Consider the following 19,340-nt stretch of genomic DNA (forward strand, 5'->3'; position numbering starts at 1 on the left):
TTAGCACATAGTCATACCCAATGATGTAAAATCTTGTCATTCACTGCCACATACAGGTACTGACGTGATTGTTAAGGAGTTGGATCCGTTCCAGTCGGAAGACAAGCTGGCCAAGTCAGGTAGGGCTGCCGAAGAGCAGATGGCCTTTTACCTGAAGCGTTTCTTTGCTACCGATTCTGACGTCCTGGTACTCAATGGCGTACGGCTGGAAGAAGATGGTGACGCAGCGCAGATCGATCATCTGCTGATCCACTCTTACGGGCTGACCATCGTGGAAAGCAAGAGCGTCCACGGCAAGATCCAGATCAAGGATGATGGTCAATGGATCCGTTGGTTTGGAGCCAACCAATCCAAAGGCATTGCCTCCCCCCTCACCCAAGCTCGTTTGCAAGAGCGCTTCTTCCGTAAAGCCTTGGGCATTGCTGCCAAGAATCCTGGCTTCTTCGACAAGCTCCAGATTGACACTTACATTGCTATCTCAGATAGCGGGGTGATCTTGTGGCCAAAGAGTGGCCCTGTGGATAACGTCTGTAAAGCTGACCAGATCGCAGATAAGGTCATCGAGAGTAATGTCTCCCGTGCTCGTCAAATGCAGGAACCGGCGCTTTCCGCAGAGAATCGCAAGAAAATTGCAGCATTCCTTTTGGCGAAAAACAAACCACTGGTGAAGCAGCCCTCCGAACCAGAGGTCGACGAAACTACAGCCGTAACCAAAGCGGCTTCGCCCCCACCGTCCCCTGCCACTAAAGCCCCTGCCAACTGCTGCAAACACTGTAGCAGCCACAACCTCGAAATCCGTTACTCGTTCAGCTACTTTTTCTATTGCCGAGACTGCGAGAAGAACACATCGATCAAGACCAGCTGTCCTGAGTGTGGAGAGCCTGCTCGCTTACGTAAGCAGAAGAAGGAATTTTTTGCCGAATGCGAAAAGGATCAACATTCGACACTGTTCTTTGTGAATCCGTAACGATCCTGCCAGGATGACGAACCGGCTCACTACCCGGGCCTCCGCCATATCACGGGTACACAAAGCTACTGGTAATTAGCCCCGACTACAGCCAAAGCCATGCTGCCCATTGCCGTAGCTTTTGGTGGCTGCCTTGCACAGATAGCTAGCTCGGTGAAAGAGATCATTCATGCCTTGCTGATCCCCTCTACGCAGCTTGTAGGTCGGGTCATCTGGAATGTGTACCAAACCATCCACTGCAGCTACAGGCAAGCCAAGGGCACTGGCCCACGCCTCCTCCAAGCGATGGCAAGTATTGCTTTGTTTTGATATAAAGCTTCCCAATGCACAGTACGCATCGCCATTCAGCAGGATCAACAAGTGGTAATGCGGCCGGCCACGCTCCCCGATTTCACGCGCCCAGACATAGCGAACATTACACTCATGGGCATACTTATCTGCATCCAAAGCACGTCTACGTTTGTGCGCAAGCTTGGCTTTGAAGGAAGCGATGAAGCGCGACACGATCTGGTTGGTAAAGACATCGTCCGGTAAAAACTGACCTGCCGGTAAGCGTAGATCAACCCGGAAAGCAAAGACACGACGGTATTGCGCTAACGCACGATCTATCGTCTGCTTCAGACGATCCAGATAGCTCAGAACAAAGGGGCCTTTTTCCTGCTGTACAGGCAAGCTCAGGTAGGTAGCATCGTAATGAAGGGTGAGGTTGGTATTGCCAGGATGACGGACCATCGTTTACTCCAGAGTGTAGGTTCACATAACCTGTAGCTCCGCAGTAAATTTTCACCATGTAGAACAGTGCTAGAGCTTGAGTCCTGCTAACCGTCTGTTCGTCTCTGCCTGGCCAAATACGGCTGGATCAAAGCCACCGCCACACCATTCCAGCATGGACAGATGCTCGTCATGTGACGGATCACCCAGGACATCCAAGAAGTCTACGTAGCCCGGGATACCACCGACATCCTCCGGTGGGCAGGCATTGGCACCCGCAATACAGAGCGGCGTTACCGACGTCACGTCGGCAGGAAGCAACGCTTCCACCGTAATGTCGTGTTGCCAGTCATCCCCGTAGTCGTACTGGTAGGAAAAACGCTCCCCTACTTTCACCAAGCCAGAAAGCGTAACGGTCTGCTCATCAATAACGGGTACGGTCTCGGGGTAATCAGGATCAGCTTGGCCATAGCAGGTATCACCGATCAAGAACGCATGCTGATGGCTACCTCGCCATCCCATCGCATGCTGGAAGATGACATGCAGCGTGGCCAGGGTAGTAGACCCGGACACCAGTAACTGCCGCCAGATCAAAGGCTCTGAGTCAGTCAGCGCGATACGCAGCTGATAGACCGGCATAGATGAACGAACAATATGCAGATGCGGCTTCGTGCCAGTAACCATACAGCTCCTTCGTCTACTGTTGTGATCAAGCTAGCAGGAGTACCGATGCCCACTCAGACCAAGACATGACAAGCATCCGAATTGCACTCTGCCTAAGGGCAGTGCATTCGTCTTGCCTATCTGGGTGTAGATATCACCACTAGTTATTAGTAACCATACAGTAATAGTAATAAAAGCATATTACCAATACCGAGAAAACGATCGTCTGGTTTCCTCATGCAGCATGGATCGAATGACAAACTTACCCCGTAGCCACGGACAAAGTGAGCACGGTCTGCACTCTGGTAAAACACCATGACCACCACGGCCACGGTGCTTTACCAGAGAAGCGCATCATTCCATCAGCAACATCATCTACCCATCATGCCTTGCCAGCATCACGCTCTTCAATCTTGGCCAGGATCCAGTCTTGTACTTCACTTTCCAGCCAACCGACGCTACGCTCCCCCAGCGAGATCGACTTGGGGAATACGCCATCGGTCATCATCTTGTACATCGTAGCCCGTGCCAGGCCAGTCGTTTCCAGGACATCTTTCAGGCGGAGAATTTTGTTCATGATGTGCAACCTCAGTGTTAGGACACATCATTGAAGTACACAGTAAAAAACTAACTACACCTCCTTCGGTACCGATGCTGGTATGGTCATAGGTCTTCTTTTTCTCGTCTCAACTCTCTGTCCGTTAACCATCAGCTCAGCCGTCTTGTTTGGTACAGTACTAGCCTGCGGAGGCACAGGTAATGGCGGCCCCATTTCTTGAGGCGTTAGCGCTTCACTCGGATCATCTGAACCAGATGACACATCCAACTCCAGTGCAGAAGAATCACACACCACCACATCTTGCTTCTCTCTCCTTAAAGTCCTGAGACGCGGAAATAAAGCACGCCATGGATCTGAGGCATTTCTGCGATCATTGTGCATATAGACTGGCATTGGATAGTAAGCATTTGGCTTCACTTCCGACGGTTCTTCCTTCTTTTTGGCGCTAGGCTTCGGTTTTTTGCGAGGTAGTTGACCACGGCTATAGGTCACAAACCGTGGGGCTCCCGGGATGCTTAATCGCATCACTGCATCCAGCTTGGTCATGTAATGGACCAACATGCCTAGCTGCTTGTCAGTATCAGCCACGCCACGCTTCATCAGTCCAATAGCACAAAGCTGATAGTTATCTGGTTTGGCTGGCAGCAAAAAAGCTATACGTTCTGCCTTCCCCCACCCACGCATCCAGAAAGTGGCAATCCAACCAGCCTGTCTTGGTGTCGTAACTATCCGGCCATCAAAGAGCAAGACAAGGTGGACCTTCCAGTTCATATCGCCTTTTTCAAGTTTCCACACATAACCGGCCAAACCATTCCAGGATCTTTCGAATCGTCTCTGATTACGGCTCCGCAAAAGCGTTTCCAGATCTTTTTTGATTGAGCCGGGAGTACACTGGGTTTCTGGGGTGTAGCTCAGCTCCAGTCGTTGCACATACAGATCTTTGGAGATTTTTTGCAGGGCAGTGATGTAGTCCTTGCAGCCACGCGCATTTTTGTTCGCAGTACGTACCATCAGTTGCCGGTGCTTCTCGAAATCCTTCTGCGCCACTGCCTCACGAAAAGCCAGTACGAGTCGATTCCACGCCCTGGCAAGCTCCGGATCTTGGCTCGAAGGCTGTGCCGCGTTCATTGCACAAGGCCAAGGGGCGATCATTGAGCCGTTCACGTCATTGATCAGCTTCGACAGCAACCCCAAGTACGGATGTACCTCGTAAGCCGACAGGTACCGCCACATCTCGCGAAACGGATCACTTTTGAGAAACGTCAGCCGCGCTACCAGATCAGTAGAATCAAATACGTCCCATCCAGCTTCGTCCCTCACCCATCGGTATGGCAACGCATCAGTACCCAGCAAATCTACTGCCAGCTTCATCCCAGAGATGACTGTGCTGACCGCGTTTTGTAAGTCCCCCACTACCATAGCCGGACCTCTACCATCTAGTAGCGGCATCCCAGGGAGCCAACTACAGCAAGAGTCCCTCAAACCTTGGGCTGTCGCGGCTGAAAGAGCCCCCCTACTTCCAGTAAAGCCTCGTGCCATTTACACTCCCCTTAACGGTCACTTCGCTCACCAACTGTCACCCTATGATCGGACATTGCGTCCCTTACAACAAGCACGCTACCGATCAAAGCGGCACACTCGAGCTACTGAGGGGTAATCATAGACAATGACAGGGCATGTGCGGGGTACGTGGAACTGACTTTCTTTAAATAGGCCCCATAATTATCGTTCCTATTCTATCGATATCTAAATATTAGAGTCGCCTAATTAATTGAAATTTCTGCCTCGATCGTGATCGTGGATCACAGAAGTTCCGGCAGCCCTTATGACCTAAAACAGAGTGCAGTCCAGCAGATTGACGAGGGATATTTGCTAGTGAGAATGGGACATCCTGCAGGGATATGCATTCCAAGCCGGTGAATCAAGATAGACCGATGTATACCAACCCAGTAACACAAAATCAGGCTCTTTTGAGCTGAACGACATTCCCGCCTTCGACCAAGGGAAGCTGGCCGCTCTCACATTGCTCAAGTGCACTCCCCAGCAGATCGAGTGTTTTACAACGCTGCTCCCAATGAGTGTGTCTTGCATAACGCCCAGTGGTTTTGGCATCAGGCCTTGCATGAGCTAGAACCCGGGCAACCATGTCCCGCTCGACACCCAGCTCTTCCATCCTCGTGGCTACCGTGCGGTGCAAATCATAAAGAGTCCATTTACCGCAAGGAAGGTTGTAGAGGTCATAGTCCTGCTTGGCCCAGCGGCACTGCATACGCTTGGCAAGGCGGGCCTCAAACTTTGCGCTCGACTCATCGGGCGCACAGCAGAAGCGGCACTGCGCATTTACAAAGATGCTTGGCCGTGAGTAGAGGGAACCTAATCTGCTATACTTGTGCCGTGTGTTGGAGATCCATTTCAGCCCCGCATACGCAGAAATGACAATGGCAATCTACTTTAATTCGATTCCCTCCGAACGTCGGAAAATCACCATTTCTCGCTACGCTGGTACAAATGCTGGTACATTTTTAGATGGCATAAAAATTACCATATAAAAATCAGCCAGATGCAGTGTCAATCCGATTCCTGTCGGGACTCCACTTGCACTGCAATATGCATTCGTAAAAATCCCAAAAGCCGCACCCGATAAATGGATGCGGCTTTTTTTGCGTGATGCTATTCAGCAAGCAATTGTCGTTCCCAGCATTCAGTCATCCGGCCTCAGGTTACTCCCCCTCTCCCTATCCGCCGCCCTTACCGCATCCCGGTCGGGAAACTCTCCTATGCGTACCAGCCGGGCGATGATGGCAGCGCGGCTGCGACCCATGCTTTGCGCGATGCTGGCGCAGTCTGGCGCGGCGGGGTCGTGCCAGTTGGCGAGTAGGCGGGCATCATCGCTGGCGCTCCAGGCTTTGCCTGCGTTGGGAATGTCGACAGGACCACTGCCTTGTGCCGTATGCGCGGGCGGGCTGGGTGGTGTAGCAGGCGTCGTGACCGGAATAGCAGGCTTGGGCTGAGTGGCCCACCAGGCGGGCTGACCGGCTTGTTCCAGCCGCTGGTCGTCGGCCTGCATGGCACTGGCCTGGTCGGGGAAATAACCTTGTTTCACCAGCCGGGCGAGGATGGCGGTGCGGCTGCGGCCCAGCTTGTCTGCCAGCTCGGCACTGGTGACGGTGGCGGAGGTTTCCCACAGCGCGCTCAGGCGGTTGTCTTCGGCAATGCTCCAGCGCTCACCCGCCCGGTTTTGGCCGGAGCGGGCCGGTAGCGAGGGCTGGGCAGGCTCAGCGGCATGCTGTTTGCTCACCCGCTTGAGCTGCTGGTAGTAGTGGGCACGCGCCTGGTCCAGCGCCGGGTCTTTGGGGGTGTTGAGCGCCTGGCCACGGTGCAAGGGGTCCTGGCCCAGTATCAGTTGTTCGACGATTTCCAGTTCCCGGTGCATGGTGTGGCCCTCTCTGGTTTTCGGCTTAGTCAGGCTTGCCGAAGCTGGCAACGCTGCGCTTGATGCTTCAAGTATGGCGGGCTTGTTGGCTTGCGGTCCATCATTGTCATCATTGATTCTTGGCTCTGGTCAGGGGCGAAAGCGGCCAGTCGTCCAGGAGCCACGCAGAAAAAAGCCGCCATCACTGGCGGCTTTTTGCTATCGGTGCTGATGGCCTCAGGGCTTGGCAAGCGGTTGCAAGGCCCAGTCGAATACCGGTTTGAAATCGGCCGCCATGGAACGGGCCATGCTGGCGGTGATGTGGTTTTTGTCCTGATAGCGGATGTGGCCGTTCTGGCTGACGTAGCAGGTGGTGGCATCGCAGAAATGGTCGAAACCATCCCAGATACGCACATTGGGCGACTGGCTGGCCACCTTGCGCAGCATGGCCACCACGTCGGCGCGTTCTGCCTCGGCTTGCTGGCGGCTGACATTACAGGCGGCGGCTCCCAGCCGTATCACACACTCTGGCGGCGAGCGCTGCATTTCCGGCTCCGGCAATACCAGCACCAGCTTCAGTCCCAGTTGCTGCAGGTAGGCGGCATTGCGCTGTAGCGCCTGTTGCAGCACGGTCAGCGAGGTGGCGCGGTCCAGCGGTGCCACGCCCACCTGTTTGTCCCATACGCTGCCCGGCATGCCGTTCTGCCCGGCTGGCAACACGGCAATGCTGTTTTCACCCGGTTTGTTGAGCGCCGCGTAGCCACTCCAGCGCACATTCATCAGCACACCGCTGACGCCCTGCTGCTTGAGCTGCGGCAGTTCGTCGCGCACGGCGCGGGAGAAGTTGGTGCACCAGGTGCGCAGCTTGCCCTCGCCCACCGGGGTGACATCTGGCAGCGGCGGGCAACCGTGGTACACCCGGCGCAGGATGGCAATATGCTGTTGCTGCGCCAGGGTTTCATACAGCGGCATCAGGTGGTCGGTATGCGAATCGCCCCAGGCCAATAGTCTTACCGGGCCATTGCGCTGCCCTTCCAGGCACTGCGCCACCGGTGACAAGGGCAGGCCGTCACGGGGCATGGCGCAATTGCCGTGCATGGCCATGGCATCGCCCTTGGCTTGCAGCAGTGCCTGATGGCCGGACCACGGCGCGCGGGGCAGCAGGAACATGGCCACATTACCCAGCAACCACATGCCCACGATCATGCCAAAGCCGCTCCACAGCGTGGCTTTGGTGGCGGTGAAGGCGCGCAGCTTTTTCTGGCGGATGGGTTGCTCGACATAGCGATAGCTCAGCCAGGCCAGCAGCAAGGCCAGCACCCCGCCCAGCAGCAGGTCGCGCGGCAGGCTGCGCTCACCCAGGCCCCAGTAGCGGCCCAGCGCCAGCAGCGGCCAGTGCCACAGATAAAAACCATAGGAGAGGATGCCGATGTCGGTCCAGGGCCGACGTGCAGCCAGACGGCTGACGGCATTGTTCGCATTCAACTGGCCACCCAGCAGGAACAACACACTGCCCAGCACCGGCAACAGTACGATGACACCGGGAAACACCATGGCTTCGTTCAGGCCCAGCACCGAGCCCAGCAGCAACAGCAGGCCGATACCACTGGCCACGCCAGCATGCGGTTTCCAGCCAGCCGGCACGGGGGTGATGGCCAGCAGCGCACCGGCGGCAAACTCCCAGGCGCGGGTGGGCATCAGGTAAAAGGCACGCGGGGTTTCGTGATAGGACAGCCACAGGCAATAGGCGAGCGAAGCGACAAATATCAGCCACAGCAGCGGCGGCAGACTACGCGCCACCTTGTCCGGCTGACGGCCATTCAGGCGGTACAAGCCCCACATGATGAAGGGCCAGGCCAGGTAATATTGCTCCTCCACTGCCAGCGACCAGGTATGCAGCATGACGGTGAGGTCGGACGCGGAGTTGAAATAGTCAAACGCATGCTGGAGGAAGTGCAGGTTGGCCGACAGCAAGGCCACGCCTCGGATTTCGCGGCCCAGCTTGTTCTGGTCGTCCGGCAACAGCACAAAGTAGGACAGCAGCAATACCACACACACCATCAACAGCAAGGCCGGGCCCAGGCGGCGAAAACGCCGGGCATAGAAGGCCTTGAAGTCGATGCGGCCCTGGCTGAGCAGCTCCTGCCGCAGCAAACCGCTGATCAGGAAACCGGAAATGACAAAAAAGATATCCACTCCGACAAAACCGCCGCCAAAACCCGGCACGCCGATGTGAAACAACACCACGGCCAGTACGGCAAGAGCGCGCAGGCCATCAATATCGGGGCGGTAACTGCCAGCACTGACGCTGGAGGAAGGACGAAGTGACATGAACGCTCTGGCACCTGCCAGGCCACATCGGGCAGATGCAGCGCAACAGGTGGCTATCTGTGGCTAAAGAGCCGCCCATTGTATAGCGGGCGCAAGATGCGTCAAAGCGCGGCGCTGCATCGTGTTGCACTGCAAAGTCCACATGGCGCATGTGTAGTGGGTGAGGTATACCGAAATCAGCTGCCGGCACGGCATTTGCTACGGATTTACACAAGAACAGGTCGCCTGTTGGCGGATTTGGCCGGTTTACCCCTCCTACACTGGCAGGATGACAGCCGGGCCTCAGCCCACTGGTCAGCCACAGCGCTCCCGCTGCGGGCTGGCACAGGCAGCACATCGTCGGGGAGAACAATATGGTGACTTCCATCCTTTTGGACTTGATGGGAGGCGTGGCGCTATTGCTGTGGGGTTTGCACATGGTGCACAGCGGCATCGTGCGCGCCTTTGGTGCCAGCCTGCGCCGGGTAATGGCCACAGTGCTGCGCACCCGCGTACAGGCCTTTCTGGCCGGGCTGGGCATTACCGCGCTGTTGCAAAGCAGCACCGCCACCGCCTTGATGCTGTCATCGTTCTCTGCCTCCGGCATGGTGGAGCTGGCCCCGGCGCTGGCGGTGATGCTGGGAGCCAATGTCGGCACCACGCTGATTGTGCAACTGCTGTCGTTTGACTCATCCGCCATCTCGCCCCTGCTGCTGGTGGTGGGCGTGGTGGCGTTCAAACGCAGCCGCGATGCCAGAGGGCGCGACCTGGGCCGGGTGGCCATTGGCCTGGGCTTGATGCTGCTGTCGCTGCACTTGTTGCTGACCAGCCTGGCACCGGCGGAGAACGCCCCGGTCGTGCGGGAAATCCTGTCGGCCATTACTGGCGAGCCGCTGCTCACCTTGCTGCTGGGGGCTGTGCTGACCTGGCTGGCCCATTCCAGCGTGGCCACGGTCTTGCTCACCATGTCGCTGGCCTACTCCGGCTTTATTCCGCCGCTGGCCGCCTGTGCGCTGATTCTGGGCGCCAATCTGGGCAGTGCGCTCAATCCTTTCATCGAAGGGCTTTCCAGCAGTAATCCGGCGCATCGCCGCCTGCCAGCGGGCAATCTGCTCACCCGGCTGGTAGGCTGTGCGCTGTTCCTGCCACTACTGAACCCACTGCTGGCCTGGCTGATGCCGTGGGAAGACAACCCGGCACGGCTGGCGGCGGATTTCCACACCCTGTTCAATGTGGCGGTAGCGCTGGTTTTCCTGCCGGGCATCCAGCCGCTGTCGCGCTTGCTATGCCGCTGGCTGCCGGAGAGCAAGGCCGCAGACGACCCGGCCCAGCCGCTGTATCTGGATGCCAGCGCGCTTTCCACGCCCAGCGTGGCGCTGGCCTGTGCCGCGCGCGAAACCCTGCACATGGGCGATATTGTGGAAACCATGTTGCGCGAATCCATGCAGGTGTTGCTGGGCAATGACCGCAAGCTGGCGCTGGCGGTTTCGCAACGCGACAACGCGGTGGACAGCCTGTACGAGGCCATCAAGCTGTACGTGGTGCAGCTGACCCGCGACAGCCTGGACGAAGCTGAAGGGCGGCGCGCGATGGAAATCATGGCCTTGTCGATCAATCTGGAGCATATCGGCGACATCATCGACAAGAACCTGATGGAGCTGGCCAGCAAGAAGACCAAGCACCAGCTGCAGTTCTCGCGCGAGGGCGCGCAGGAGCTGGAGGCCTTTCACCGCCTGATCATCGACAATCTCAAGCTGTCCTTTACCGTATTCCTCACCGGCGACGTCAAGGCGGCACGCCAGTTGCTGGACGAAAAAACCCGGGTGCGCGAACTGGAAATGCAAGCCGCCGAAAGCCATATGGCGCGGCTGCGCGAAGGACGGCTGGAAAGCCTGGAAACCAGCTCGCTGCATCTGGATATCCTGCGCGACTTCAAGCGCATTCACTCCCACTTGTGCGCCACCGCCTATCCGGCGCTGGAAGCCAGCGGCCAGCTGCGCCCCAGCCGCCTGCGCAAGCAGGCCTTGTCCGGCACAGCAACACCGGACGACAGCAGTAGCCCACGGCTACACCAGCCACCCTCTGCCGGGGCATGTTGAACAGAATTGTTAAGGTGTTTGCCAGGATGGCCCGGTCCGCAGCGGATGCTGGTATATCTGTCAGCCTGACTCACGCCCGGATGCCGCCATGCGCTTTGCCATTACCCTGACCGACCGCTTCAAGGTGCTGCTGGACCTTGCCTTGCTGGCCGGCTGGCTGCCGTTGAAAATCTTCACCTGCCCGCTGGATGGCAAAATCCACGACAACCGGCAGGTGGTGGAACAGGCGGCGCGGCTGGGCATTCCCGTCCAGTTATCCCCGATGACCGAGGCCGATCTGGCCGCCCTGGCTGCACAAGGCTGCGAAGCCCTGCTGCTGGGCAGCTATGACTGGAAAGTGCCGGACTGGCGGCCTTATCTGCCCCATGCGGTCAACTTCCACCCTTCGCCGTTACCGGAAGCACGCGGGCCGTTTCCGCTGGTGCGCGCCATTCTGGAACAGCGCAGCCAATGGGGGGTGAGCTGCCATGTGGTGGAGCCGCGCTTTGACAGCGGCGCGCTGCTGGATCAGCAACTGTTTGCCCTGAGCCCGGACGAAACCCTGGCCACGCTGGAATGGAAATGCCAGCTGGCACTGGAGCAGCTGGCCCGCCGTGTCATCGCGGACTTCTCCAGACTGTGGCAACAGGCCCGGCCACAAGGGGCTGGTAGCTACTGGCCGCGCTGGGGCGAGGCAGAACGCACGCTGGACTTGCGCGGCCCGCTGGACGCCATCTTGCGGCAGTTGCGCGCCTTTGGCGATATCAACTGTCTGGCCGAGGCCAATGGCGTGGATTTTGTGGTGCATCGCGCCCACGGCTGGCTGGAGCCACACAGCCACGCGCCCGGCACCCTGCTGCGCAGCGTGGACCTGTCCATGCTGTTTGCCGTGCAGGATGGCTATCTGGTGATCAGCGAATGGAGCGTGCAGCCTCCCGGTGCCATCAGTGGCAGAAGGCCGTTCTGAGCGCCCTTATCCACTTGCTCATTTCACGAAAAACAGCCCGTTAAGGGCTGTTTTTTCATCTGACAGGCAGGGCCACTACCACTGACCACCCAGCGCGGCAATCAAGGCCACGCTGGCGGTGTACTGGCGGTTTTTCAGGGTCCACAGGCTGTTTTCGGCGCTGATGCGGCTGTTTTGTGCGGTCAGCACATTCAGATAACTCACCACCCCGGCGCGATACTGGTTGAGCGCAATGGTTTCCGCCCGCTGCGCCGCCGCCAGCGCCGCTTGCTGGTATTGCATTTCCTCGTCCAGCAGCACCTGGGCTGACAGATTGTCCTCTACTGCCTGAAAAGCACTCAGCACCGTCTGACGGTAGCTGGCCACGCTGGCGTCGTAACTGGCCACGGCAGCGGCGGTCTGCGCCCGGCGCAAGCCACCGTCAAACAGGGTGAGTGCCAGTTGCGGCCCCACACTCCAGATGCGGTTGGGCAGGCTGACCCAGTCGGCAAAGCTGCTGCTCTTGTAGCCGCCGCTGGCAGTCAGGTTCAGCGTGGGGAAGAACGCCGCCTTGGCAATGCCGATTTCGGCATTGGCCTGCGCCACCGCCCGCTCCGCTGCCGCGATGTCCGGACGGCGCTCCAGCAAGGTGGATGGCAGACCGGCTGGCAGCTGTGGCAGATGGGGCAGGGTTTTGCTGACCGGCAGCGTGAAGCTGGCCGGAGCCACGCCCAGCGAGGCGGCAATGGCGTGCTCCAGCTGGGCGCGGCTCAGTTGCTTGTCCACGCGAGCGGCCTGGGCAGTTTTCCAGCTGCTTTCCGCCTGCGCCACGGCATCGTCCGACACCATGCCCACAGCAAACTGGTTGCGGGTGAGCTGCAGGTTTTGCAGCAGATTGGCCTCGCTGTCCTGCAATTGCTTCAGCTGTACATCGGCCGCCACCAGTTGCAGATACGCCGTCGCCAGCTGGGCCTGGCTGCTCAAACGAATAGCCGCCAACTGGGCGGCGCTGGCCGCTTCCTTGGCATTGCCCGCCTCCACCGCACGGCGCACCGTGCCCCACAAGTCCACTTCCCAGCTGGCGCTGGCGGACAGATTGTACTGATTGCTGACGCTGCCGCCTGCCGTTGTCACCCCGCGCGTCTTGCTGGCGGTGGTGCCGATGGTGGGCCACAGGCTGGCTTCGGCCTGATCCAGCAAGGCGCGGGCATTACGGTAATTGGCCTCGGCCTGGGCAATGGTGGGGCTTTGCCGGTTGAGGGTGTCCATCAGGCTATCGAGCTGCGCGTCCTGATACACCGCCCACCAGTTGCCACGCGGGCTGGCATCTTGCGGGGTGGCGGTTTTCCAGCGGCCGTCTTCCTTGAAGGCTGCGGGGATATCCATCTTGGGCTTGCTGTAGTCGGGGCCGATGGCGCAGCCGGCCAGCAGCAGGCTGATCAGGCCGGCCAGTACCAGCCGGGACGGGGTGAATGCAGACATGCGTGTCATTCCTTGTGTGCGGCGGCAGTCCGGCTGCGCCAGTTGTCACGCCATTGCAGGCAGCACAGGCGGAAACGGTCCAGATACAGGTAAACCACCGGCGTGGTGTACAGCGTCAGCAACTGGCTGAGCAGCAGGCCGCCAACAATCGAGATGCCCAGCGGGGTGCGCATCTCGGCACCGTCGCCATGCCCCAGTGCCAGCGGCAGCGCGCCAAACAGGGCGGCCAGCGTGGTCATCATGATGGGGCGGAAGCGCAGCAGGCAGGCTTGCAAAATGGCATCGTGCGAACTGAGGCCCTGCTCGCGTTCGGCGCTGAGGGCAAAGTCAATCATCATGATGGCGTTTTTCTTGACGATGCCAATCAACAACAGCACACCAATCAGCGCAATGATGTTGAACTCGCCCCCGGTGGCCAGCAGTGCCAGCAAGGCCCCTACCCCGGCAGACGGAAGCGTGGACAGGATGGTGAGCGGGTGCACCACGCTTTCATACAGCATGCCCAGCACGATATACACCGCCACCATGGCCGCCAGAATCAACATGGGCTGGCTGCCCAGCGAATCCTGAAACGACTTGGCCGTGCCCTGGAAGCTGCCCTGAATCGACGATGGCAGACCGATGTCCGCTGTGGCCTTGGCGATGGCGGCAGTGGCGTCGGACAAGGAACTGCCCGGCGGCAGGTTGAAGGACACGGTGGTGGCGGCAAACTGGCTTTGGTGGTTCACCGCCAGCGCGGTATTGGTGGGCTGCCAGCGGGCAAAGGCGGATAGCGGAATCGGCTGGCCGGTGGTGGTTTGCAGATAAATGCTGCGCAGGCCCTCGGCGCTTTGCCAGAACTGGGGTGCCACTTCCAGCACCACGTGGTACTGGTTGAGCGGGTTGTAAATGGTGGACACCTGGCGCTGACCGAAGGCGTCGTTCAGCACCGAATCCACTTGCGACTGGGTCAGGCCGAGGCGCGCCATGGCGTCACGATCGAAGGTGAGCGTGGTTTGCAGGCCCTTGATTTCCTGATCGCTGCTGACATCGGCCAGCATCGGCAGCTTTTGCAAGGCCTGCTGTACCTTGGGCGTCCAGCGGCGCAGCTCTTCCAGATCATCCCCTTGCAGAGTGTACTGGTACTGGGCATTGGCGGACCGGCCACCCACGCGGATGTCCTGCACCGATTGCAAAAACAACTGCGCACCGGGCTCGCGCGCCAGCCGCTTGCGCAGGCGGCCAATCACCTGATCGGCGCTTTCCGTGCGCTCACCCAAGGGCTTGAGGCTGACAAACATATTGGCGGTGTTGCGCTGGCCGCCGCCGGTAAAGCCGATCACCTTGTCCACCGCCGGGTCCTGCCCGACTGCGTCGATAAAGCGTTGCAGCTTTTGCTGCATGGCCTGGAAGGAAATGCTCTGGTCGGCCTTGATCATGCCGGTGAGCCGGCCCGTGTCCTGCTGCGGGAAAAAGCCCTTGGGCACAATCACGTACAGGTAGACATTCAGCGCAATGGTGGCGCCCAGAATCAGCATCATCAACGGGCCGTGGCGCAAGGCCCAGCCCAGGCTGCGCCGATAGCCTGCCAGCATGGCGTCGAACATGCGCTCGCTCCAGGCAAACAATCGGCCTGGCGGTTTGTCCGCATGCGGCTTGAGCCAGCGTGCGCACAGCATGGGCGTGGTGGTAAGCGACACCAGCAGCGACACCAGAATGGCCACCGACAGGGTGACGGCAAATTCACGGAACAAGCGCCCGATGATGCCGCCCATCATCAGGATGGGAATGAACACCGCAATCAGCGAAATGCTCATCGACAACACGGTAAAGCCCACTTCACGCGCGCCCTGCAAGGCGGCCTTGAACGGTTTCATGCCGTTCTCAATATGGCGGGCAATGTTTTCCAGCACCACGATGGTGTCGTCCACCACAAAACCGGTGGCAATGGTCAGCGCCATCAGGCTGAGGTTGTTGAGCGAGAAGCCGCACAGATACATCACGGCAAAGGTGCCCACCAGCGACACCGGCACGGTGATGGCGGGAATGGCGGTGGCGCGGCCATTACGCAGAAACAGGAAGACCACCAGGATGACCAGCGCGATGGAAATGACCAGCGAGCGCTCCACCTCGGACAGCGAGGCGCGGATGGTGGAGGTGCGGTCCATCACCACCTGCATCTTGATGGCGGCAGGAATGGACGCCTGCAATTGCGGCAGCAGCGCATTCACCCGCTCCACCGTTTCGATGATGTTGGCGCCCGGCTGGCGGAACAGGATGATCATCACTGCCGGTTGCTTGCCCAGCAAACCGGCATTGCGCACGTCCAGCACCGAATCCTTCACCTCGGCCACGTCGGACAGGCGCACCGCCGCGCCGTTCTTGTAACTCACCACCAGCGGCAGGTAGTCGCTGGCCTTGCCAGCCTGGTCATTGGCCTGCACCTGCCAGTGGCGCTGGCCGTCCTCGACAAAGCCCTTGGGCCGGTTGGCATTGGTGCTGGTGATGGCCGCGCGCACCGTTTCCATACCGATGCCGTAATGGTTCAGCTGCAAGGGGTTCATTTCCACCCGCACCGCCGGTTGTGCGCCGCCACCGATATTCACATCGCCAATGCCCTCCACCTGCGCCAGCTTCTGGCCAAGGATGGAGTCGGCGGCATCGTACATCTGGCCACGGGTGAGCGAGTCCGAGGTCAGGCCGATGATCATGATGGGCGCGTCAGCCGGGTTCACCTTGCGATAGGTGGGGTTGGACGGCATGCCGGTGGGCAAGAGCGAACGCGCGGCATTGATGGCGGCCTGCACATCGCGCGCGGCACCGTTGATGTCGCGGTTGAGGTCAAACTGCAAGGTAATGCGGGTGGAGGCCAGCGAGCTGGACGAGGTGATTTCCGTCACCCCGGCAATACGCCCCAGCGCCCGTTCCAGCGGCGTGGCCACGGTGGACGCCATGGTTTCCGGGCTGGCTCCGGGCAGCTTGGCACTGACCGAGATGGTGGGAAAATCCACCTGCGGCAAGGGCGACACCGGCAGCAGCTTGAACGCCAGGAAACCGGCCAGCAGGATGGCCAGCGTCAGCAGCGTGGTGGCAATGGGCCGCCGGATGAAGGGTTCGGACGGAATCATGCCTCGGCCTCTGCCTGATCATCCGTTGCATCGCCATGACGCCGCCAGCGCCGTGCCAGCCGGTCGAAGGCCAGGTAAATCACCGGCGTGGTAAACAGCGTCAGCACCTGACTCACCATCAGCCCACCCACCATGGTAACGCCCAGCGGTGAGCGCAATTCGGAGCCCATGCCGCTGCCCAGCATCAGGGGCAGCGCGCCCAGCAGCGCCGCCATGGTGGTCATCAGGATGGGACGGAAGCGCAGCAAACAGGCCTGGTAGATGGCATCGCGCGGGCTCATGCCCTGCTCGCGTTCGGCCTCCAGCGCAAAGTCGATCATCATGATGGCGTTTTTCTTGACGATGCCGATCAGCAAAATGATGCCGATGATGGCAATCACCGACAGGTCGTTACCGGACACCAGCAAGGCCAGCAAGGCACCAATGCCCGCCGAGGGTAGCGTGGACAAGATGGTAATGGGATGAATATAGCTCTCGTACAGCACCCCCAGCACGATATACATGGTGACGATGGCCGCCAGGATCAGCCACAGCGTATTGCTGAGCGAGGCCTGGAAGGCCAGTGCCGCGCCCTGGAACTTGGTATCCAGGCTGGTCGGCATGCCCAGCTCGTCCTCAGCCTGACGGATGGCATCTACGGCCGGCCCCAGCGCCGCGCCCTTGGCCAGATTGAAAGAGATGGTGGTGGTGGGGAATTGCCCCAGGTGGTTGATGGTCAGCGCGGTGGGGCGTTGTTCGATGCTGGCCACCGTATCCAGCGGCACCGGGCCACCACTGACGGTGGGCACATAAATGCCCCGCAGCGACAGCGGGCCTTGCTGGTTCTGCGCATCCACCTCCAGCACCACGCGGTACTGGTTGGTCTGGGTGAAGATGGTGGAAATCAGCCGCTGGCCAAAGGCGTCGTACAAGGCATTGTCGATGGCGGCGGTGGTAACGCCCAGCCGGGCGGCGGTATCGCGGTTGATATTCACATAGGCTTGCAGGCCCTTGTCCTGCAAATCGCTGGCAACATCCGCCAGTTGCGGCAGCTGGTTCAGCTTGTGTACCAGCTTGGGTACCCACTGCGACAGGTCGTCCGGATTAGTGGCCTGCAGGGTGAACTGGTACTGGGTGCGGCTGACACGGGTGTCGATGGACAAATCCTGCACCGGCTGCAAATACAGCGACATACCCGGCACCGTGGCAGCACTTTGTTGCAGCCGCGCCAGCACGGTGCGGATGTCATCGCGCTCGCCCTTGGGCTTGAGGTTGATTTGCAGGCGGCCGCTATTGAGCGAGGCGTTATTGCCATCCACCCCGATAAAGGACGACAGGCTGTCCACCGCCGGGTCTTTCAGCAAGGCCTGGGCCAGTTGTTCCTGCTTCTGCGCCATGGCGGTGAAGGAAATGCTTTGCGCCGCCTCGCTGCTGCCCATGATGGCGCCGGTATCCTGCAAGGGGAAAAAGCCCTTGGGCACCGCCGTATACAGCAGCACGGTCAGCACCAGCGTGCCTGCCGCCACCAGCAGGGTGAGCTTTTGCCGATCCAGCACCCAGCTCAGCATCTGGCCGTAACGGGCGATGATGCGGTCAAAAAACGCCCCGCTGGCATGGTAGAAGCGGCCCTGTTTTTCTTCTGGCACATGCTTGAGCAGGCGCGCGCACATCATCGGCGTCAAGGTCAGCGAAATAAAGGCGGAAATCAGGATGGACACCGCCAGCGTGATGGCAAATTCACGGAACAGCCGCCCCACCACATCGCCCATGAACAGCAGTGGAATCAGCACCGCAATCAGCGAAAAAGTGAGCGAGATGATGGTAAAGCCAATCTGCTGCGAGCCCTTCAGCGCCGCCGCCATCGGTTTTTCGCCTTCCTCGATGTAGCGGGCGATGTTTTCGATCATCACGATGGCATCGTCCACCACAAAGCCGGTGGCAATGGTCAGCGCCATCAGGGTGAGGTTGTTGATGGAAAAACCGGTGAGGTACATCACGCCAAAGGTGCCCACCAGCGACAGCGGCACCGCTACTGCCGGGATGATGGTGGCCGGCACATTGCGCAGGAATACGAAGATCACCATCACCACCAGCGCAATGGACAGCAGCAGTTCAAACTCCACATCCTCCACCGAGGCACGGATGGTGACGGTGCGGTCGCTCAGCACCTTTACATCCACTGCACCGGGCAAGGTGGACTGCAGTTGCGGCAGCAAGGCCTTGATGCGGTCGGTTACCTGGATGACATTGGCCCCCGGCTGACGCTGCACATTCAGGATGATGGACGGCGTGGCACCGGCCCAGGCCGCCAGCCGCATGTTTTCGGCGGAATCCACCACGCGGGCCACATCGCGCAGGCGCACCGCCGCGCCGTTCTGGTAGGCAACGATGACATCCTTGTACTCCTCGGCCGACTTCAGCTGGTCGTTGCCATCCACGGTGGAGGCTTGCTGCGGGCCGTCAAAGCTGCCCTTGGCCTGGTTCACATTGGCATTGCTGATGGCGGTGCGGATGTCCTCCAGCGTCAGCCCGCGTGCAGCCAGCGCCTTGGGATTGCTCTGAATGCGCACCGCTGGCCGTTGGCCACCACTAAGGCTGACCAAGCCCACGCCCGGCACTTGCGACAGCTTTTGCGCCAGCCGGGTATCCACCAGGTCTTCCAGTTTGGTCAGCGGCAAGGTGTCCGAGCTGACCGCGATGGTGAGAATCGGGGTATCCGCCGGGTTCACCTTGCTGTAGATCGGCGGATTGGGCAGGTCACTGGGCAGCAGATTACCGGCCGCGTTGATGGCAGCCTGCACTTCTTGCTCGGCCACATCCAGCGTCAATTCCAGGCTGAACTGCAAGGTAATCACCGAGGCACCGCCCGAACTGGTGGACGACATCTGGGTCAGCCCCGGCATCTGGCCGAACTGGCGCTCCAGTGGTGCGGTAATGGAAGACGTAATCACTTCCGGGCTGGCACCGGGGTACTGGGTCACCACCTGGATGGTGGGGTAGTCCACCTCGGGCAGGGCGGATACCGGCAGCAGCTTCCAGGCCACCAGGCCGGTAAGCAGGATGGCCAGCATCAGCAAGGTGGTGGCCACCGGCCGCAGGATAAAGGGACGTGAAGGGTTCATGCCG

12 protein-coding genes are annotated in these 19,340 nt (G+C 59.6%); 3 read left to right on the forward strand and 9 right to left on the reverse strand.

Annotated elements, in window-relative coordinates; translation table 11 throughout:
- The first annotated feature begins 64 nt into the window (after positions 1 to 64).
- Positions 65 to 967 carry a nuclease-related domain-containing protein gene (locus tag ACODR9_RS11430; protein WP_488809393.1) on the forward strand — a complete coding sequence of 301 codons (903 nt, stop codon included), beginning with the start codon at positions 65 to 67 and terminating at the stop codon, positions 965 to 967.
- 75 nt (positions 968 to 1,042) lie between these two features.
- Here ACODR9_RS11430 and ACODR9_RS11435 read toward each other — a convergent pair whose 3' ends face one another.
- The 6 genes from ACODR9_RS11435 to ACODR9_RS11460 form a co-directional block, all read right to left on the reverse strand.
- Complete coding sequence (locus ACODR9_RS11435; RefSeq protein ID WP_488809394.1) at positions 1,043 to 1,699, reverse strand: inovirus Gp2 family protein; 657 nt, start codon at positions 1,697 to 1,699, stop codon at positions 1,043 to 1,045.
- A 69-nt stretch (positions 1,700 to 1,768) separates the two neighbouring features.
- On the reverse strand, positions 1,769 to 2,362 hold the full coding sequence (locus tag ACODR9_RS11440) for a plasmid pRiA4b ORF-3 family protein (protein ID WP_488809395.1): 594 nt from the start codon (positions 2,360 to 2,362) through the stop codon (positions 1,769 to 1,771).
- A gap of 361 nt (positions 2,363 to 2,723) precedes the next feature.
- A complete protein-coding gene (locus tag ACODR9_RS11445; protein ID WP_199102158.1) occupies positions 2,724 to 2,918 on the reverse strand; it encodes a helix-turn-helix transcriptional regulator in 195 nt (64 codons plus the stop codon).
- A gap of 54 nt (positions 2,919 to 2,972) precedes the next feature.
- A complete protein-coding gene (locus ACODR9_RS11450; protein WP_488809396.1) occupies positions 2,973 to 4,313 on the reverse strand; it encodes a hypothetical protein in 1,341 nt (446 codons plus the stop codon).
- Positions 4,314 to 5,601: 1,288 nt separating this feature from the next.
- Positions 5,602 to 6,333, reverse strand: a complete 732-nt coding sequence (locus ACODR9_RS11455; RefSeq protein WP_488809398.1) for a hypothetical protein — start codon at positions 6,331 to 6,333, stop codon at positions 5,602 to 5,604.
- 216 nt (positions 6,334 to 6,549) lie between these two features.
- A complete protein-coding gene (locus ACODR9_RS11460) occupies positions 6,550 to 8,643 on the reverse strand; it encodes an acyltransferase family protein (RefSeq protein ID WP_488809399.1) in 2,094 nt (697 codons plus the stop codon).
- 353 nt (positions 8,644 to 8,996) lie between these two features.
- Between ACODR9_RS11460 and ACODR9_RS11465 the strand changes: the two genes are divergently transcribed.
- Complete coding sequence (locus ACODR9_RS11465; RefSeq protein WP_488809401.1) at positions 8,997 to 10,721, forward strand: Na/Pi cotransporter family protein; 1,725 nt, start codon at positions 8,997 to 8,999, stop codon at positions 10,719 to 10,721.
- A gap of 88 nt (positions 10,722 to 10,809) precedes the next feature.
- A complete protein-coding gene (locus ACODR9_RS11470; RefSeq protein WP_488809402.1) occupies positions 10,810 to 11,667 on the forward strand; it encodes a formyltransferase family protein in 858 nt (285 codons plus the stop codon).
- Positions 11,668 to 11,742: 75 nt separating this feature from the next.
- On the opposite strand, the gene ACODR9_RS11475 is transcribed toward ACODR9_RS11470, so the two are convergent.
- The 3 genes from ACODR9_RS11475 to ACODR9_RS11485 are packed head-to-tail and all read right to left on the reverse strand — an operon-like array spanning position 11,743 to position 19,336.
- Positions 11,743 to 13,128, reverse strand: coding sequence for an efflux transporter outer membrane subunit (locus ACODR9_RS11475; RefSeq protein ID WP_488809403.1), 1,386 nt, complete (start codon positions 13,126 to 13,128; stop codon positions 11,743 to 11,745).
- Positions 13,129 to 13,133: 5 nt separating this feature from the next.
- Positions 13,134 to 16,235, reverse strand: a complete 3,102-nt coding sequence (locus ACODR9_RS11480; protein WP_488809404.1) for a multidrug efflux RND transporter permease subunit — start codon at positions 16,233 to 16,235, stop codon at positions 13,134 to 13,136.
- Positions 16,232 to 19,336 (reverse strand): MdtB/MuxB family multidrug efflux RND transporter permease subunit, encoded by a 3,105-nt coding sequence (locus ACODR9_RS11485; protein ID WP_488809405.1) that lies wholly within the window; start codon positions 19,334 to 19,336, stop codon positions 16,232 to 16,234. The genes ACODR9_RS11480 and ACODR9_RS11485 overlap by 4 nt, the downstream gene beginning before the upstream one ends.
- Between the last annotated feature and the right edge of the window lie 4 nt (positions 19,337 to 19,340).

This window comes from Aquitalea sp. FG25 (assembly GCF_057809375.1).